At 61.2% G+C, this 18,027-nt stretch carries 11 protein-coding genes; 5 read left to right on the plus strand and 6 right to left on the minus strand.

The annotated features are described in order from the left end of the window. Positions 1-6,672, plus strand: a 6,672-nt coding sequence (locus ACI2KG_RS13455) for an amino acid adenylation domain-containing protein (RefSeq protein ID WP_404662234.1), incomplete at its 5' end; no start/stop codon positions are given. Positions 6,673-6,894: 222 nt separating this feature from the next. Here ACI2KG_RS13455 and ACI2KG_RS13460 read toward each other — a convergent pair. Both ACI2KG_RS13460 and ACI2KG_RS13465 read right to left on the minus strand, forming a co-directional pair. Next, the gene (locus ACI2KG_RS13460; RefSeq protein ID WP_404662235.1) at positions 6,895-9,351 is read right to left on the minus strand and encodes a TonB-dependent siderophore receptor; all 2,457 of its coding nucleotides are present in this window, start codon (positions 9,349-9,351) and stop codon (positions 6,895-6,897) included. Between the two features lie 127 nt (positions 9,352-9,478). Then, entirely contained in the window at positions 9,479-10,339 is an 861-nt protein-coding gene (locus ACI2KG_RS13465) for a formylglycine-generating enzyme family protein (RefSeq protein WP_404662236.1), read from the minus strand. Positions 10,340-10,933: 594 nt separating this feature from the next. Here ACI2KG_RS13465 and ACI2KG_RS13470 point away from each other — a divergent pair. Further along, entirely contained in the window at positions 10,934-11,815 is an 882-nt protein-coding gene (locus ACI2KG_RS13470) for a DMT family transporter (protein ID WP_404662237.1), read from the plus strand. A 3-nt stretch (positions 11,816-11,818) separates the two neighbouring features. On the opposite strand, the gene ACI2KG_RS13475 is transcribed toward ACI2KG_RS13470, so the two are convergent. Together ACI2KG_RS13475 and ACI2KG_RS13480 are read right to left on the minus strand one after the other, a co-directional pair. Then, the gene (locus ACI2KG_RS13475) at positions 11,819-12,277 is read right to left on the minus strand and encodes a DUF4265 domain-containing protein (protein WP_404662238.1); all 459 of its coding nucleotides are present in this window, start codon (positions 12,275-12,277) and stop codon (positions 11,819-11,821) included. A 13-nt stretch (positions 12,278-12,290) separates the two neighbouring features. Next, a complete protein-coding gene (locus ACI2KG_RS13480; RefSeq protein WP_404662239.1) occupies positions 12,291-13,166 on the minus strand; it encodes a DMT family transporter in 876 nt (291 codons plus the stop codon). A 248-nt stretch (positions 13,167-13,414) separates the two neighbouring features. On the opposite strand from ACI2KG_RS13480, the gene aceK reads away from it, so the two are divergent. Continuing rightward, on the plus strand, positions 13,415-15,130 hold the full coding sequence (gene aceK, locus ACI2KG_RS13485) for a bifunctional isocitrate dehydrogenase kinase/phosphatase (RefSeq protein WP_404662240.1): 1,716 nt from the start codon (positions 13,415-13,417) through the stop codon (positions 15,128-15,130). 128 nt (positions 15,131-15,258) lie between these two features. On the opposite strand, the gene ACI2KG_RS13490 is transcribed toward aceK, so the two are convergent. Then, a complete protein-coding gene (locus ACI2KG_RS13490) occupies positions 15,259-16,119 on the minus strand; it encodes a DUF6279 family lipoprotein (RefSeq protein ID WP_404662241.1) in 861 nt (286 codons plus the stop codon). Positions 16,120-16,249: 130 nt separating this feature from the next. Between ACI2KG_RS13490 and ACI2KG_RS13495 the strand changes: the two genes are divergently transcribed. Then, on the plus strand, positions 16,250-17,086 hold the full coding sequence (locus ACI2KG_RS13495) for a S1 RNA-binding domain-containing protein (RefSeq protein WP_404662242.1): 837 nt from the start codon (positions 16,250-16,252) through the stop codon (positions 17,084-17,086). A 5-nt stretch (positions 17,087-17,091) separates the two neighbouring features. On the opposite strand, the gene ACI2KG_RS13500 is transcribed toward ACI2KG_RS13495, so the two are convergent. Further along, positions 17,092-17,472, minus strand: a complete 381-nt coding sequence (locus tag ACI2KG_RS13500; protein WP_404662243.1) for a hypothetical protein — start codon at positions 17,470-17,472, stop codon at positions 17,092-17,094. Positions 17,473-17,822: 350 nt separating this feature from the next. Between ACI2KG_RS13500 and ACI2KG_RS13505 the strand changes: the two genes are divergently transcribed. Further along, on the plus strand, positions 17,823-18,002 hold the full coding sequence (locus tag ACI2KG_RS13505; RefSeq protein ID WP_325979805.1) for a CsbD family protein: 180 nt from the start codon (positions 17,823-17,825) through the stop codon (positions 18,000-18,002). Positions 18,003-18,027 lie beyond the last annotated feature (25 nt).

Here is an 18,027-nt window from a genome sequence, read left to right on the forward strand (position 1 = left end):
TACAGCGACAGCAACCTGAACATCGATGTGGCGCCGCTGAACCTGGCTTACGTGATCTACACCTCCGGCTCCACCGGCCGCCCGAAAGGCGCCGGCAACAGCCACCAGGCGCTGGTCAACCGCCTGTGGTGGATGCAGAAGGCTTATGGCCTGGACGCCAGCGACAGCGTGCTGCAGAAAACCCCGTTCAGCTTCGACGTGTCGGTGTGGGAGTTCTTCTGGCCGCTGATGACCGGCGCACGCCTGGTCATGGCCCAGCCGGGCGCGCACCGCGACCCGCAACTGCTGGTGGAAACCATCAACCACTACGGCATCAGCACACTGCACTTCGTGCCATCGATGCTGCAGGCGTTCATGACCCACGAAGCGGTGGAAAGCTGCACCAGCCTCAAACGCGTGGTGTGCAGCGGTGAAGCGCTGCCGGCGGAGCTGGCGCGCCAGACCCTGCAGCGCCTGCCGGCGGCCGGCCTGTACAACCTGTACGGCCCGACCGAAGCGGCGATCGACGTTACCCACTGGACCTGCCAGCCGGACGAGAGCATCAGCGTGCCGATCGGCCAACCGATCGACAACCTGAAAACCCACATCCTCGAAGGCAGCCTGCAACCGGCGGTACGTGGCAGTGCTGGCGAACTGTACCTGGGCGGCGTGGGCCTGGCCCGCGGTTACCACCAGCGCCCATCGCTGACTGCCGAACGCTTCGTACCGGACCCGTTCAGCGCCAACGGCGGGCGCCTGTACCGCACCGGCGACCTGGCGCGTTATCGCGCCGATGGGGTGATTGATTACGCCGGGCGTATCGACCACCAGGTGAAGATCCGCGGCCTGCGTATCGAACTGGGCGAGATCGAAGCACGCCTGCTTGAACTGCCGAGCGTGCAGGAAGCGGTGGTGCTGGCCCAGGACGGGCCGAGCGGCAAACAACTGGTGGGTTATGTGGTGCCTGCCGACAGCACGCAAGAGCAGAACGCCTTGCGTGACAGCCTGCGCGAAGCCCTGAAGACCGGCCTGCCGGACTACATGGTGCCCGCGCACCTGCTGCTGCTCGACAAGCTACCGGTGACGCCGAACGGCAAGCTGGACCGCAAGGCCTTGCCACAGCCGGATGCCAGCCAGTTGCAAGGCGAGTACATCGCCCCGCAAAGCGAACTGGAGCAGCAAATTGCGGCGATCTGGGCGGATGTGCTGAAACTGGAGAAGGTCGGGCTCACCGATAACTTCTTCGAGCTGGGTGGCGATTCGATCATTTCGTTGCAGGTGGTGAGCCGTGCGCGTCTGCTGGACCTTCAGTTCACACCTAAAGAGTTGTTCGAGAACCAGACGGTACAAAGGTTGGCGGCGGTAGCACGACGTGATGCGCGTGCAGCCATCGATCAAGGGGCGGTTTCTGGCAGCATGCCATTGACTCCGATCCAGCAGTGGTTCTTTACCGAAGACATCCCTCAACGCCAGCACTGGAACCAATCGGTGCTGTTACAGCCGCGCGAAGTACTCAATAGCGAAACCATGAATGCCGCATTGTCTGCGTTGGTGGCGCATCACGATGCATTGCGTCTGGCTTTTGAACAAAGCGAAAGCGGCTGGCGTGCGACATTCCATGACGCGCCCCAGGCATTGCTTTGGACGCGTTCGATACTGGATAGCAGTCAATTGCCGCAGGTGACGGAGCAGGCGCATCGCAGTCTGGACCTTCAGCAAGGGCCACTGTTGCGTGCAGTGCTCATCGACCTGGCCGACGGTAGCCAACGTCTGCTGCTGGTGGTGCACCACTTGGTTGTCGACGGTGTTTCGTGGCGTGTACTGCTGGCCGACCTGCAACAGGCTTACCAGGCTTTGCGGGTCGGGAAACTGCCGCAGCTGCCGCCGAAGACCAGTTCGTTCAAGGCTTGGGGGCAGCAGCTACAGGACTACGCCGCAAGCCCCCGGTTGATGGCACAGATGAGCTTCTGGCAGGCGCAACTACAAGGTGTGAGCGATGCGTTGCCGTGTGACAACCCGCAAGGCGCAAACCTGCAAAAGCACGTGGCGTCTGTCAGCAGTCGTCTGGATAGTGAGAGCACGCGTCAACTGCTTCAGGTTGCACCTGCGGCATATCGCACGCAGATCAACGACCTGCTGCTGACGGCATTGGCCCGTGTGGTTTGCCGCTGGGCTGCACAACCGCAGCTGTTGGTACGCTTGGAAGGTCATGGTCGTGAGGATCTGTTCGAGGGTATCGACCTCAGTCGGACGGTGGGTTGGTTCACCAGCATGTATCCGGTAAGCCTGCAGCCACAGCATGGCATGGCCGATTCGATCAAGGCGATCAAGGAGCAACTTCGGGCGGTTCCGGACAAGGGCATTGGTTATGGGCTGCTGCGTTACCTAGGCGATGACGAGGCACGCAATACCTTGGCGCAATTACCTCAAGGCGACGTGGTGTTCAATTACCTTGGCCAGTTCGATGGTAGTTTTGATGCATCCTCAGGTCTATTCGTGCCTGCCAAGGAATACCCGGGGGCACCTCAAGATGAGTCCGCGCCGCTGGCAAGCATGCTGACAATAAATGGGCAGGTATACGGTGGTGAGCTCAAGCTGAACTGGAGCTTCAGCCTGGATCGGTTCGAGCTGGCATCGCTGCAGCGCTTGGCCGATGACTATGTTGCCGAACTCAAGGCATTGATCGCTCATTGCTGCCAGCAACAGCACATCGGTGTCACACCTTCGGACTTCCCGCTCGCAGGCCTGAACCAAGCTCAACTGGACAGCTTGCCAGTACCTGTTCATCAGGTCGCCGATATCTATCCGTTGTCGCCAATGCAGCAGGGCATGTTGTTCTATACCCTGCAGGGGGCTGAGTCCGGGCTGTATATCAACCGGACTTCAGTAGAAGTGGCCGGCCTTGAGATCGACCGTTTCATTGCGGCCTGGAATCAGGTGATTGCGCGTCATGACATTTTGCGCACCGGCTTTTGGCTTTCGCCGACGCTGGCAGAGCCGCTTCAGGTGGTGCATCGCCAGGCCGAAATGCCTACACGGGTACTGGATTGGCGTGGCCGTGAGGTAAGCGCAGATGATTTGCGCACCTTGGCAGCGGACGACACCGCGCAAGGCTTCGATCTGATGCATGCGCCACTGATGAAACTGATATTGGTCAGGCTGGACGATGAGCGTTTGCATCTGATCTGGACGCGCCACCATATCCTCATGGACGGCTGGAGCAACTCGCGACTGCTGGGTGAGGTTCTACAGTGCTACTACGGTCAGGGGCCGAGTGTGCCGGTCACGCGCTTTGCCGAGTACATCCGCTGGCTCGCCCGCCAGCCGCAGGCTACGTTGCAGGCGTTCTGGTCCTGCAAGCTTCGCGAGCTTGAAAGCCCGACCCTGCTGGCAGGTACTGTTGCCCCGTATGCCGATAGCAAGCTTGAAGGCCACGATGCGTTGTACCTCAACTGGGATGCGGTGAAGACTTCGCGCCTGCGTCGACAGGCGCAGCGTTTGCGGGTAACGCCGAATACGCTCATTCAGGCTACCTGGCTGCTGTTGCTGCAACGCTATACGGGGCAGTCCAGCGTCTGCTTCGGCGCAACGGTAGCGGGGCGGCCTGCGGGCCTTGTGGGCTCAGATAAAATGTTGGGCCTTTTCATCAACACCCTGCCTGTGGTCCAGGCTCCACAACCGGGCGCAGTGGTGTCAGACTGGTTGCAACAGTTGCAGGCCTACAACCTGGAGCTGCGTGACCATGAGCACGCAGCGTTGGCAGATGTGCAACGCTGGGCCGGTCAACCCGGACAGCCGTTGTTCGACAGCATCGTGGTGTTCGAAAACTACCCGGTGGATGAGCGTTTGCGCGAAAGCGCGGGCAGCAAGCTGCGGTTCGGTGAAGTCAGCAACCGTGATGTCACCAACTTTGCCATGGACTTGGCGGTTCACCTGAGCGACACGTTGTCGGTCGAGTTCCTTTACCTGCGCAGCCGCTTTACCCAGGCAGCCACTGACGCCATACGCGGCAGCTTCGAGTCGTTGCTCACCGCAATGCTGGATAATCCTTTAGCTACCATCGGCAGCCTGGATATGCTCACGTCGGCCCAGACGCAACAGGTGGTCGAGCGCAATCAACTGTCTGCGGACGATGGCAACAAGGTGCACCTTGCCGGGCAAATCGCGCGGCACGCCCTCGAGCGTCCTCAGGCGGTGGCAGTGAGTTGTGGTGAGCAGGCGCTGACCTACGCCGAGCTGGATGGTCGTGCCAATAGACTGGCACATCATCTGATCAGCCTGGGCGCGCGCCCTGAAGTCACGGTCGGCATCGCCCTGGAACGGTCAGTGGACGTGATCGTGGCATTCCTCGCCGTGATGAAAACCGGCGCCGCCTATGTACCGCTGGATATCGACTATCCGCAGGACCGACTGCAGTGGATTGTCGAAGACTCCGCCATGAAATTGCTGATCAGTCGCAGTGGCTTGCGTGAGCGCTTTGCCTTGGTTCGCGACTGTGTCGAGTTGGACCTGCTGACAGCGCTGGAGCTGCCTGACAGTGCGCCGCAGCTGCAGGTACAGGACAACAACCTGGCTTACCTGATCTATACCTCCGGCTCTACCGGCAAGCCAAAGGGCGTGGCCGTAAGCCATGGGCAGATACGCATGCATTGCCAGGCCATCGCCCAGTTGTATGAGATGGATAAGGCGACGCGCGAGTTGCTGTTCATGTCGTTTGCATTTGACGGTGCCCAGGAGCGCTGGCTTTCGACCTTGTCGACCGGTGGCAGCCTGGTGGTACGCGACAACCGGTTGTGGACGGCCGAAGAAACCTGGCAGGTGTTGCATGCACAACGTATCGATATTGCCTGCTTCCCACCGGCTTACCTGCAGCAACTGGCCGAATTCGCCGAAGCGTCGAAACAAGCTGCGCCACCGGTACGCATCTATTGCTTTGGTGGCGATGCGGTGCCCGATGCTCTGTTCGAACTGGTCAAACGCACCTTGCGGCCTCACTACCTGACCAATGGCTATGGGCCGACAGAAACGGTCGTCACGCCACTGTTGTGGAAAGTACCGGTGCAGCAATCGTGCGAAGCGGTCTATGCACCGATCGGTACACGGGTCGGTATGCGCACGCTGCACGTACTCGACCAGAACCTGAACCCGTTACCTGATGGCATCGCCGGCGAGCTCTACATCGGAGGCGAGGGTGTAGCGCGGGGCTACCACCGGCGCCCGGCGCTGACGGCCGAACGATTTGTCGCAGACCCTTTCAACCCAGGCTCACGCTTGTATCGCACGGGTGACCGGGTACGACGTCGTGCCGATGGGGTCATCGACTTCATCGGCCGGTTGGACAACCAGTTGAAGATTCGAGGGTTCCGCATCGAACCGGGAGAGATCGAAGCGCGCCTGCGCAATCTGCCGGATATCAAGGACGCGGTCGTTGTGGCTCGCGAGGTTGCCAATGGCAAGCAGCTGGTGGGGTACGTGGTAGCTGCAAGCGCGACGGTAGAGGCGGCGCAGGTGCGTGATGCCTTGCGTGTTGAGCTGCCCGACTACATGGTGCCAGCGCACATTGTTCTGCTTGCGTCGATGCCACTTACGCCAAACGGCAAGATAGACCGTAAAGCACTGCCCGCGCCAGAAGCTAACGGGCAGCGCAGGCGCGTGGCGCCCCGCAATGATGTCGAGCATGTACTGTCGCGTATCTGGCAGGAAGTGTTGGAGGTTGACCAGATCGGGGTCGACGACAACTTCTTCGAGCTCGGTGGCGACTCGCTGCGGGTGCTGAAAATGCTGTCCAAAGTCCGCGCTCACGGTGATCTGACCATTGAGTTGAAGCTGCGCGATGTCATGGCCAAGCCGACTATTGGTGAGTTGTCGGGCTTTTCTGTCGCAGGCAATGACCTTGACCCACTGTTGTTGCTCAACAGCCGTGTCACCGATGCCACACCGTTGTTCTGCTTGCACGCAGGCTTTGGCACTGTGTTTGACTACGAGCCGCTGGCGCGTCGCCTGGATGGCCATTGCAGTGTCTTCGGTTTGCAGTGCCGCATGCTGCTGGATCGTGGCTGGGAGGATGACTCGCTTGAATCGATGGCCATTGACTACGCCCAGTACATTCGCCAGAAACAACCTGAAGGCCCCTATCACCTGATGGGATGGTCGCTGGGTGGAACTCTGGCGCTGATGGTCGCCCGGGAACTGGAGAATCAAGGGCAGCGAGTAGCTGCACTTGGCCTGGTAGACAGCTACATGCCGAAGCCGGGTTCAGTATTGGCTGTAGGCGACTGGGGTAATGATTTGCGAAGCTTCCTGAGCGTCGTGCTGGGCGCTGCAAAGGACGCGTTGCCAACAGCAACGGTACCTGTCGATACCGATACAACTACCTTGGAGCAACTGATCGAACGATGGCGCGCCAACAATGGCGAAGGGGCGGCGTATGCCGAAATCAGCAGCGGCGAGTTGGCCCACACCTTCGTCGTGGCCATGCGATTGAAGGCGCTTTCGTTGATGATCAGCGATTTGCCGAAAACCATGGTGCAGGCTTCATGCTGGTGGGCAGGCAATACCCTCAACCCGTTCTGGGCCCGTCGTAGCAATGTCAATGTAGCCATCAATGCCGGGCATTACGAAATCCTCAAGCAACCGGAAGTGCTCGATGGCCTGGTCGCAATGGTTCGGGAGGTTGACAAGGTCAGCGATTGACAGAGCATGCCCCTGAACAAGGGGCGTTGCCTGGATACAGCAACCTGCGGTGACATTCGTCCAGGATGATACCGCAGGTTTTTTTTGCGCAGGCTGCCAGCCTGCACCAACTGCAATGCAGGACCGTCAGGTGAGTTGGCCTTTAACGATGGATGATGGCCGGCAGCGAGGCAAAAAAACGCCCTTCATGAAGAAGGGCGCTGTCCATTCGAGCGGGCAGAATCAGAAATCGTAACGGACATCGAGTGTTGCGTTACGCGGTGCGCCATAGTGGCCATAACTGCCGGCCATGCCGGAGTAATACTTTTCATCAAACAGATTGTTGACGTTTACGGTAGCCGCCAGGTGTTCAGTCACCTGGTAGCGGGCCATGAGGTTGACCACGGCAAAATCGTCATCCTTGGCCTTGGCATTGTTGATGTTGGCAAAGGTCAGTGATTTGCTCGAATCCCAGTTCACACCACCGCCCACCGTCAACTTGTCCCAGTCGCCCTTGAGATGATAGGTGGTCCACAGGCGGAAAGTGTCCATGGGCAATTGAGTGGTAAGGCGTTCCCCATCGGCGTCCTTGGTTTTGGCGTGACTGTACCCCGTCTGCACGTTCCAGCCCGGTGCGATCTCACCGGTGACCTCAAGGTCGAAGCCTTTGGTCTTGGCCCCGTCAACGGCACGATAGGCCGAGGAGCCGGTCGGGGTAAGCTGGCCGGGATCGAGTTCGGCAAAGTTGTCACGTTCGACCATGAACACGGCAGCGCTGGTGTTAAGACGGCCCTGGAAGAACTCGCCTTTCCAGCCCGCTTCGTAGTTCTTGCCGACTACTGGCTTGAGGACTTTGCCATCCTTGTCCATCGACGTTTGCGGTTTGAAGATATCGGTGTAGCTGAAATACACGGACTGTTCAGGCGTCACGTCATAGATCACGCCGGCGTACGGTGTCACCTGGCCGGTTTCACGCATCTTGCTGACGGTGTTGGTGTTGGCGATCAGCGACGTCAAGTCGGAGTCGTAGGTGTACTGTGAAACCCGGGCGCCTAGCAGCAGGTGAAGATCATCCGTGAGGTTGAAGCGGTTGGCCACGTAGTAGCCGCTTTGGCGAGTCTTGATGTTGAAGATCAACGATGGACGGTAGCCGTCGCGGGCAAGGTAGTTGTCCCACGTGTAGAAATTGAAGGTGGCAATTCCGCCTGTCTGGGAGTGGTGGTCGTTTTCGTACTCGGAGTAGTTGTAGCCCAGTACCAGATCGTGGCTACGGTTGAACAGGTCGTAGGTGCCGGCGAGATTGACGTCCAGGCCTTTTTGCGTTTGGTCGGCAGAGATTTTGGCCCGCTCGGCGCTTGCCGAACCGGTGGCTTCGTTCAGGTATGCGACCCCGGATGTGCTTCGATACCAACCCAGGTCGGCATCACGGTCCACATCCATGTAGTTGGCCACCACCCGAAGCTTCCAGTCGTTCACCAACTGCTGTTCCAGGGTCGCGGTGTAGTTCATGGTTTCGAAGTCGTCATACATCCACCGTGCACCGGAGCTGGTGGAGCGTGAGAAATCGGTTTGCTTGCCATTGGTGAACAACAGTGGAACACCAGGTGAGCCGGTCGACCGGTATTTCTGATAGTCGACACCGAAGCGTACCAACGTCGTGTCGGTCACATCGGCCTCGACAACCCCATAGAAAATTTCACGCTTCTGGTCGTACCAGTCCATGAACGTGTGGTTGTCCTGCTTGGCCGCGACCATGCGTCCTCGTACGTTGCCGCTTTCCGTCAGGGGGCCAGATACATCCGCTTCGCTGCGATAGTTGTCCCAGGAACCCACGCTGCCCTTGATATAGGACTTGAACTCACGGGTCGGTTTTTTGCGGATCAGGTTGATGACCCCACCAGGTTCACCTGCCCCTGTCATCAGGCCGGTGGCTCCGCGGACGATCTCCACCCGGTCGTACAATGCCATGTCCAGCAGTGTGCTGGGCATGTTGCGCGTCTGGTTTTCCTGGCTGGTATTGACGCCATCGAATTGGTAAGTGTCTATGGCACTGCCGCGTGAGTAGACGTTGAAACGCTCCCCGCCGTCCTGGGAAATGGTGATGCCTGGTGTTTGTTTCAGTACGTCAGTAATAGCGCCCAGATGCTGGTCATCCATGCGTTGACGGGTGACAACAGTAATCGATTGGGGGGTTTCGCGAAGCGACAGGTTCATTTTTGTAGCCGTGCTTGTCACGCCTGTCGTGTAAGAGCCTGTGCCTTCGGTAGTTGCGTCCAGGCCGACGCTATTGACGTTGGTCGCCGAAAGCTCGACCTGGCCGTCCTTTGCACTTGAGCTGGCCGTCACGGTCACGGTGTTGCCATCGATCTGGTAACGCAAGCCGGTGCCTTGCAGCAACGTCCGCAACGAAGACTGCAGGTCATGCCTGCCTTTCAGCGCTGTGGAACGCACCCCGCTGATATCCTCCGGGCTATACAGCAACTGGGTATCCGTCTGCTTGGCCAGTGCCTGCAGCGCCGAGTTCATCGACTGCGCCGGAATATCCAACGTCCACTCCTGCGCCTGCACCTGGGCAACCAGCGCACCGGACAGGGCCAGGCCCAGGCCGATGCGCGACAGTGCGCGCTGGGGGCGAAGGGAATGACGGATCAGTAACGCTTTGGCAAGCGGGTTGAGCGGGCCGGGCAAGGACTTGGACATCTATTGCGGTCTCGTTGGCAGAGGGGTTTTTAGTTATGTCAGCTATGTGACGCAGCACGCGAGAAAAACCGGAACGATTCTTATTGGCGATTTTTTTCAGGGCTGCTGCGTCTACTGCGTCACACCTTCACAATTCGCGTGCTACGCGAAAGCCGAGGAAGTCACCACGGGTGGTCTTGAGGCGGTCGTTGCGGTTGGCCGAGCGGGAGAAGATCGGCGGCTCGCCCCAGTCGTTGCCACGCATGTGCGCGCGGATGCATTTGGGGTCGTGGATCCAGGCGCTGCCGTCGCTGGGGGCGCCTTCGTAGCTTTCGTGATAGCAGTCGGCAACCCATTCGTAGACGTTGCCATGCATGTCGTACATGCCGAAGGCGTTGGCCGGGTAGCTGCCCACGGGCGAGGTGAAGGCGTAGCCGTCCTTGGGGCCGTAGGTGTTGGCGTGCTTGCTGATTTCGTACTTGCCCGGCTCGTCGAAGGGGAAGGGGAACGGCCCGGTCGAGCCGCCGCGGGCGGCGTATTCGCGCTCGGCTTCGCTGACCATGCGGTAGGGCTTGCCGGTGGTTTTGGCCAGCCACTGGGTGTAGGCCTGCACTTCGTCGTAGTCGACGCACACTGCGGGTTGGCGGGGGCCTTGCTTGTAGGTCGGCTTGCTGGCTTCGCACCAGCGGCCTGGGCGTTCGTCGCCGCTCTTGATGACGGTGCCGGTGGCCTTGATGTAGGCGTCCAGTTCACCCGCGGTTACCTGGTAGCGGCTCATGGCGAACGGCTTGGCGAAGGTCACGGTGTGCAGTGGGCCCTCGTCGGGCTGGCGGCCGACTTCGTCGTCGGGGGCGCCCATGACATAGCTGCCGGCGGGCAGCACGACCATTTCCGGGCAGTCCTTGCAGTCTTTGAACACATCGCCGGGCTTGGCGGCGTGGGCATAGGCGCTGACCAGCAGCAGGCAGGTGATCTGGGCTGGCCGGTAGAGCCAGGTGGATACGTTCATCGGTATTCCTCGAAGCGGGTGAATGCGTGCTGCGTTTCGCATTCAGACGAGTCGGGGGGGTGAGAAATTAACCAATACAGACGCGGCCTCTTGCCAGTCAGCTAGCGTCACTGGGGCTGCTGCGCAGCCCATCGCCGGCAAGCCAGGCTCCCACAGGGATCGCGAAAATCTTGAGGTTTGCGCCGTACCTGTGGGAGCCTGGCTTGCCGGCGATGGGGCGCGAAGCGGCCCCGGCAATAGCGCCGGCGGGGTAGTTGCCAGCCAGGAAACACCGGGCTATAGTCCAGCCCATTGTTCTCTTCCCGAAGACCTGTTCATGCCAGCCAGCCCCTCCACCACATGCTTTGCCATCGCGCCAGTCGCGGGCATGGTCGTGCGTGGCAGCCAGCAGCCAGCCATGATCAGTCACTACCCACCACCTGTCAGTGGCGTTGTAGGCGGCGTAGCTCCGCCTCCTTGCGTGGTTGTGCTGGGCTGATCGGCTTCTGGCCGCATCCCTTCGCACACGCAACCTACTGAACACGGTCGGCTACTTCCCTCGCTGAAGCGCACGCCGTCCGTTTGGCTTATTCGCCTACTATCAGGTGGCAATACATGTCTGTCTTTAGCAAAGCATCCGTGGCCTCGGCGGCCACCACCAGCCTGTTCGTCCTGCTGTGGAGCAGCGGGGCGATCGTCTCCAAGCTGGGCCTGGCGCATGCCAGCCCGTTCGCGTTCCTGCTGTTGCGTTCGGCATTGGCCCTGACTGGCCTGTTGCTGATCGGCCCGCTGCTGGGGCTGCGCTGGCCGCGCAGTCGCGGGGCTATCCTGCGGGCCCTGGGTACCGGGTGCGTCCTGCTCGGTGCCTACCAGATCTTCTACCTGTTGGCGCTCAACACCCATGTCACCCCAGGCATCATGGCCACGGTGATGGGGGTGCAACCGATCCTTACCGTGGTGCTGATGGAGCGCCAGCGCTCGTGGAGCCGCCTGTTCGGCCTAGGGTTGGGCTTGAGCGGCCTGATCATGGTGGTCTACCAGGGCATCAACCTAAGTGGGGTGTCGCTGGCGGGGATGCTGTTCGCCCTGCTGGCGCTGGCCAGCATGACCTTTGGCTCGATCCTGCAGAAGCGCATCACCGACAACCCCATGGGCACGCTGCCGCTGCAATACCTGGCCGGCTTTGCCATGTGCGCGCTGTTCGCACCGCTGCAGCCGCTGCAGGTGCAGTGGACCGGCGGCTTTATCGGTGCGTTGCTGTGGATGGGCCTGGTGGTCTCGTTGCTGGCGACCTTGCTGCTGTACCGGCTGATCGCCAAAGGCAACCTGGTCAATGTCACCAGCCTGTTCTACCTGGTGCCGGCAGTCACCGCCGTGATGGATTTCCTCATCTTCGGTAACCGCCTGGCGCCGCTCAGCCTGCTGGGCATGGGGCTGATCGTGGTGGGCCTGCTGTTCGTGTTTCGCAAGCCCGCCGCCCGTTTGGCCGAGGCGTAAGCCTTAGCGGAACTCTTCGGGGATGGCGTGGCGCAATACGCCCTCCTCGAAGTCAAGTAGGCCGGCTTCGCGCTGGGTGAGCAGGTAGTAGAGCAGGGTGTCGAGTGACCGCTGCGGCGGCACTTCGACGGCCAGCATCTTCACTGCCGGTTCGGTTTCGCAGGCGCAGCCGAAGTCCTGCAAGGCGGCGCGAACCTGGTCCAGGGTTTCCGGTGGCCGCACGACAATCCGGAACACCGAGCTGCCGCCACTCTGGCGCAGTTCGGCGAACCAGGTTTCGCCGGCCTCTTCGCGGGTGACGATCACGTCGCCCGGGGCAATGCCGTAGACATGAAACGGAATGTTGTCGATGGCATAGCCACCTTCTACCGCCTTGGCCCACAGGCCCTCGACCGAGGCCGGTGGGTAGCCGTTGGCGTCCTGTGCCAGGCGGAACAGGACCTTCTTGTACGTGCTGTCCATCACACCTCCCGCTTCAGTTGCGCGCCGGGCGCAGCACCAGCCACAACGCCGCGCCAATCAGCACGCCGCCGTACAGGTGCGCCATCGACAGCGGCTCGTCGAGCAACCACGCCCCCCACACTACGCCGAATACCGGGATCAGGAAGGTAACGGTGCTGGCTTTTACCGGGCCGATTTCGGCCAGCAGGCGGAAATACAGAATATAGGCGAAAGCGGTGCACAGCAGGCCCAGGCCCAGCAGCGACAGCCAGACCTGCCAGCCACCCCAGCTCGCCGGCGGCTGGGTGAGGGCGCTCCAGGCAAACAGCGGGGTCATCAGCAATGTTGCGCCGAGCATGCTGCCCAAGGCCGAAAGCCGGCTGTCCAGGCCGCTGACCCAGCGCCGTGCGAGGAAACCGGCAAAGCCGTAGCAGGTGGTGGCGGCCAGACAGGCCAGAGCCCCTTGCACCAACGCCATATCGAAGGTGACCGGGCCGGCACCGCTGAGGATGCCGACGCCGAACAGGCCAAGGAAGATGCCACCGAGCTTGGGCAGGGTCATGGCCTCGCGGAAGAACAGTGCACCGATCAGCACGCCCATCAGCGGCGTAGTGGCGTTGAAGATCGCCGAGTAGCCGGCGGGCAGTACCTGTGCGGCCACCGAGTAGAAGGTGGCGGGGATGCCGGAGTTGATCATGCCCAGCACCAGGCAGGCGCCGAGCTTGCCCTGGAAGTCCCAGCGCACGCGGGCGGCGGCGAGCAGCGCGATCAGGCCGAGGCAGGCAATGGACACACGGAAGAACGCGGTCGGCACCGTGCCCAGCTCGGGGGCGATGATGCGCATGAACAGAAAGCTCGCCCCCCATACGGCGGCAAGGGTCAGCAGGCGGGCTAGGGCGATGGGGCTCACAACGGTCTCCGGAGGCAGGGCAGGGGCGCGAGTGTACGCCAGGGTGCGGGGGGATTCTTGTGCTTTCTTGCGGTGTAAACCTGCTCTGACGCAATCGCCGGCAAGCCAGCTCCCACAGGTACTCCACCCTCTTCAGCCCTGTGGTAATCCTGTGGGAGCTGGCTTGCCGGCGATTGGGCCAGCACAGCCTTCGCATTACGGGCAGGCCGACTAAGCTCTCTATCTCACCTTGCCCCGAGGCGCTCCCCATGCCCCAGCCCTGGCCCGCAGTCGAAATCGCCCGCACCATCCTCGCCGGCTTCGACGACTACCGCGACCACTTCCAGCGCATCACCCTCGGTGCCCGCCAGCGCTTCGAGCAGGCGCGCTGGCAAGTTATCCAGCAGGCCGCCGCCGAGCGCATCAACCTCTATGAAGAGAAGGTCGCCGAGGTCAATGGTTGGCTGCGCCAGGCGTTTGCGGCAGACGTGCTGCTGGACGTGGAACAGTGGCCACTGGTGAAAAACGCCTACATCCACCTGATCGACCCGCGCCTTGACGATGAGCTGGCCGAGACCTGGTACAACTCGCTGTTCTGCAGCCTGTTCAGCCATGACCTGATCAGCGACGGCTGCATGTTCATCCACACCACCCGGCCGTCCATGCGTGGCCGCGAACGGGCTGCGCAAACCCGAACCTATCGGCTTGAAGGCGGCCTGAAGGGCTTGTTGCGCGCGCTGTTCGCCGATTACCCGTTCGATGTGCCCTATGGCGACCTGGAAGGGGACCTGGCGCGCCTGGAAGAGCAACTGCGCGAATGCCTGCCTGACTGGGTGTGCAAGGACCCGGCCCTGGCTCTGGAGCTGTTCGTGCCGGTGCTGTACCGCAACAAGGGCGCCTACCTGGTCGGGCGCCTGTACAACAGCGACGAGCAGTGGCCCTTGGTGATCCCCCTGCTGCACCGCGAGGGCCACGGCATCGAGGCTGATGCGCTGATTACCGACGAGTCGGAAGTGTCGATCATCTTCTCGTTCACCCGCTCGTACTTCATGGCCGATGTGCCGGTGCCGGCCGAGTTCGTCAACTTTCTCAAGCGCATCCTGCCGGGCAAGCACATTGCCGAGCTGTACACCTCGATCGGCTTCTACAAGCAGGGCAAATCGGAGTTCTACCGCGCCCTGATCAACCACCTGGCCAGCAGCGACGACCGTTTCGTCATGGCGCCGGGGGTGCGGGGCATGGTCATGAGCGTGTTCACCCTGCCGGGTTTCAACACCGTGTTCAAGATCATCAAGGACCGCTTTGCGCCGTCGAAGACGGTTGACCGTGCCACGGTGATCGACAAGTACCGGCTGGTGAAAAGCGTCGACCGGGTAGGGCGCATGGCCGATACCCAGGAGTTTGCCGATTTTCGCTTCCCGCGTAGCAAGTTCGAGCCGGAGTGCCTGGCCGAGCTGCTGGAGGTGGCACCCTCGACCGTGGTACTGGAAGGCGACACGGTGCTGATCCGCCACTGCTGGACCGAGCGGCGCATGACCCCGTTGAACCTGTACCTGGAGCATGCCAGCGAGGGCCAGGTGCTGGAAGCGCTGGAGGATTACGGCCTGGCCATCAAGCAGCTGGCGGCGGCGAACATCTTTCCCGGCGACATGTTGCTGAAGAATTTCGGCGTTACCCGCCATGGCCGGGTGGTGTTCTATGACTACGACGAAATCAGCTTCTTGACCGAGGTGAATTTCCGCCATATCCCGCCACCGCGTTACCCGGAGGACGAAATGTCGGGCGAGCCGTGGTACTCGATCGGGCCGCATGACGTGTTCCCCGAAGAGTTTCCGCCGTTCTTGTTTGCCGATATTGGCCAGCGGCGGTTGTTCAGCCGTTTGCATGGGGAGTTGTATGACGCGGATTACTGGAAGGGGCTGCAGGCGGCGATACGGGAGGGGAAGGTGATTGATGTGTTTCCGTATCGGCGCAAGGCCCGATAAATGCTTTGCCTGTCCCGGCCCTATCGCAGGCCAGCCAGCTCCCACAGGGCCCCACAATATTCAGCCCTGTGGTAATCCTGTGGGAGCTGGCTTGCCGGCGATAGGGCCGTTGCAGGCAATCAATGAGCTCAGCCCTTCAAACACTTCAACTCACTGAAATCGGTGCGCACTTTGCCCAGCCGCTCCTGCAGAAACCGCCGCTGCTGCGGGGTACTCTGCTGCACCAAATCCACCAGCAAGCTGCGCGCCTGCTGCTCGGTATTCTGATACGCCGCCCGATACTCCGGCGTCCACAAGCTCTCCTTGCGCTGCAACAAGGTCGCCAGGCGCGGCTCGAAGCTGGCGTCGTTGCGCTGGTTCATCGCCAGCAGCAGTTGCTGCTGCCAATGGGCGCGGTTGGCGATCCATTCACGGTTCTGGTCGCCCAGCGCCGCGGACCAGGCTTCTACCCGTTGCTTCTGCACCGGGGTCAGCTCGCCAAACCACGGCGTCAGGCGTTTTTCCATGCGCTCGCTACGGCGGGTTATTTGCTTGGCCAGCGGGGTATCTACATATTTTTTCTGCCGCTCGCTGATGTCGTCGCGAAACGCCTCGCGCATTTCCGCCACTTGGCTATCGCTCATGCCGCGCAGCAATTCAGCGGCCGACGGGGTGATTTCCTCGGCCACCACGCCAATCGCCTGGCGGGCTTCGCGGGTGCGTTGCTGCAGGGCCTGGTCGGTCACCTGATTGTCGGCGACCATGCCGCGTACCCGGTCCAGCCAGTCGAGGTAGCCGGGCAGCTGGGTTTTGCAATGCCAGGCCAGGTGTTGCTTCAGGCGGTCGTCGAGCAGGGTTTTCTGCTCGCGGTTCATGTCCAGGTAATCGCCCAGCGACCACGGCACCAGGTGGTCGAGGTTGCGGTAGGCCAGGTCCATGCGGCTGCAGGCGGCAAGGGCCAGGGCGAAGCCGATGGCGATAAGCAGGGCTTTGGACAGGCGGAGTGGCATGTGCTGTTCCTTGCTGGGACTGGCCAGACGGTAGACGCAAGGGGCGGCTGACGGTTCCACTGTATCAGCGGCCGGGCGACACGCTGGCTTCAGGTGTAGAATAGCCTCCTTGTCTTGAGGATCATCGGAAATGGCTCTGCTTGGGCGTTACAACAGTTTGCAAATCGTGAAACACGTGGACTTCGGTCTGTACCTGGACGGCGGCGCCGATGGCGAGATCCTGCTGCCCGGGCGCTACATCCCGAAAAACGCCGAAACCGAAGTCGATGACTGGCTGAACGTGTTCATCTACCTGGACAGCGAAGACCAGCTGATCGCCACCACCGAGAAGCCCAAGGTGCAGGTTGGCGAGTTTGCCAGCCTCAAGGTCAAGGACATCAACGGTGCCGGCATCTTCTTCGACTGGGGCCTGTCCAAGGACCTGCTGATGCCATACTCGGAAGAAGCGCGGCAGCTGAAGATCGGCGACTACTGCGTGGTGCACGTGTACCTCGACAAGCGTACCCGCCGTATCACCGCCACTTCACGCCTGGACCGTTACCTTGACGTTGCCCCGGCTGACTACAAAGTGGGCCAGCCGGTCGAATTGCTGGTGGCAGGCGAAACGCCGATGGGCTTCAAGGCCATCATCAATAACCGCCACTGGGGCCTGATCCACAAGAACGAGGTATTCAAGTTCCTGCGTTCGGGCATGCACGAGAAGGGCTTCATCAAGGAACTGCGCCACGACGGCAAGATCGCCCTCAGCCTGCAGCCGGTAGGCGCTGCCCTGGCCGACAGCCTGCAAGAGCAGATCATGGCGCGCCTGGAAGCCGAAGGTGGGGTGCTGGGTGTGTGTGACAAGAGCGACCCGGCGCTGATCAGCAAGCTGTTCAACGTCAGCAAGGGCAACTTCAAGAAGGCCATTGGCGGCCTGTTCAAGCAGGGCCTGATCGTCATCCATGACGACCGGATCGAAAAGGCCTGACGGCCTTACACCTGCACGAAGTTGCGGAAGTCCAGCTGCTCGCCACCCGGACGGGTGTCGCGCAGCAGCGAGTCGCGGTCGGCGCTGAGGGCCAGGCTGATGGTCGAGCGGCGCTTGCCGGGCTTGCGCACTTCCATCTGCTCCAGGTGGGCCTTGAGGAAGTTGGTGGGCACCTTCAGGTGCTGCAGCTCATCGTTTTCCGGGGTGTGCAGCAGCAGGTTGACCCAGTCGGCCTGGCCCTTGCCCAGCAGCGCCACCGGCACTTCGAACCACCACAGGTTGCGTTTGTTGTCCAGGATGGCGAACAGGGTGTTGCTGCTGTTCAGCACCGGGCGGGCCAGTGCTTCGTTACGCCGGGCGATGGCGGCGGGTTTGTCGAGTTTCATGCAGGTTCCTGCGGGTTGACGCTATGAAGGCCTGCATTGTGAGGGGTGGCACGGGGGCGGGGCAAGGATTGTAATTTGCTGTGTCTGGGCTGGCCCTTCGCGGGTAAACCCGCGAAGAGGCCAGTTGCCGTACCGACGAACCGGCAGGCTCAACTCAGAAGTGGCCCCATCAGCAGTAGTCACAGTCGCAGAAAAACTGCGTAGGCGTGCACGGGTAATTTGGTGCGGTATTCGCCCGTAGTTTTACCGTTCGGCTTGTGGCTGGAAAATTGGTTGAAACTCCTGGCGCAGACGTTGGGTCCACCCTCTGTCGACACGGTTCACGTGTCTCCATTTGCAGGAGTTTTGCCATGAGCGGTACTAAAGACAAAGCGAAAGGCCTGGCCAACGAGGCGATCGGCAACGTGAAACAGGGTGTTGGCAAGGTGACCGACAACGACAAGTTGCGGGCCGAGGGCAAGGCGCAGGAAATCAAGGGTGAAGGGCAACAGATCAAGGGTGATATCAAGGATGCGGTGAAGAAGCCTTGATTTGAGGGGGCCTGTGCCGGCCTCA

It is taken from the genome of Pseudomonas sp. NPDC089407 (assembly GCF_044900445.1).
Lineage (GTDB): Bacteria > Pseudomonadota > Gammaproteobacteria > Pseudomonadales > Pseudomonadaceae > Aquipseudomonas.

Excerpts from the sequence above, each read along its gene's own strand:
- ACI2KG_RS13505 (WP_325979805.1), top strand. The coding sequence starts at position 17,823 with ATGAGCGGTACTAAAGACAAAGCGAAAGGCCTGGCCAACGAGGCGATC.
- ACI2KG_RS13500 (WP_404662243.1), bottom strand. The coding sequence starts at position 17,472 with ATGAAACTCGACAAACCCGCCGCCATCGCCCGGCGTAACGAAGCACTG.
- ACI2KG_RS13475 (WP_404662238.1), bottom strand. The coding sequence starts at position 12,277 with ATGGACAGCACGTACAAGAAGGTCCTGTTCCGCCTGGCACAGGACGCC.
- aceK (WP_404662240.1), top strand. The coding sequence starts at position 13,415 with ATGCCCCAGCCCTGGCCCGCAGTCGAAATCGCCCGCACCATCCTCGCC.
- ACI2KG_RS13470 (WP_404662237.1), top strand. The coding sequence starts at position 10,934 with ATGTCTGTCTTTAGCAAAGCATCCGTGGCCTCGGCGGCCACCACCAGC.
- ACI2KG_RS13495 (WP_404662242.1), top strand. The coding sequence starts at position 16,250 with ATGGCTCTGCTTGGGCGTTACAACAGTTTGCAAATCGTGAAACACGTG.
- ACI2KG_RS13490 (WP_404662241.1), bottom strand. The coding sequence starts at position 16,119 with ATGCCACTCCGCCTGTCCAAAGCCCTGCTTATCGCCATCGGCTTCGCC.
- ACI2KG_RS13465 (WP_404662236.1), bottom strand. The coding sequence starts at position 10,339 with ATGAACGTATCCACCTGGCTCTACCGGCCAGCCCAGATCACCTGCCTG.
- ACI2KG_RS13460 (WP_404662235.1), bottom strand. The coding sequence starts at position 9,351 with ATGTCCAAGTCCTTGCCCGGCCCGCTCAACCCGCTTGCCAAAGCGTTA.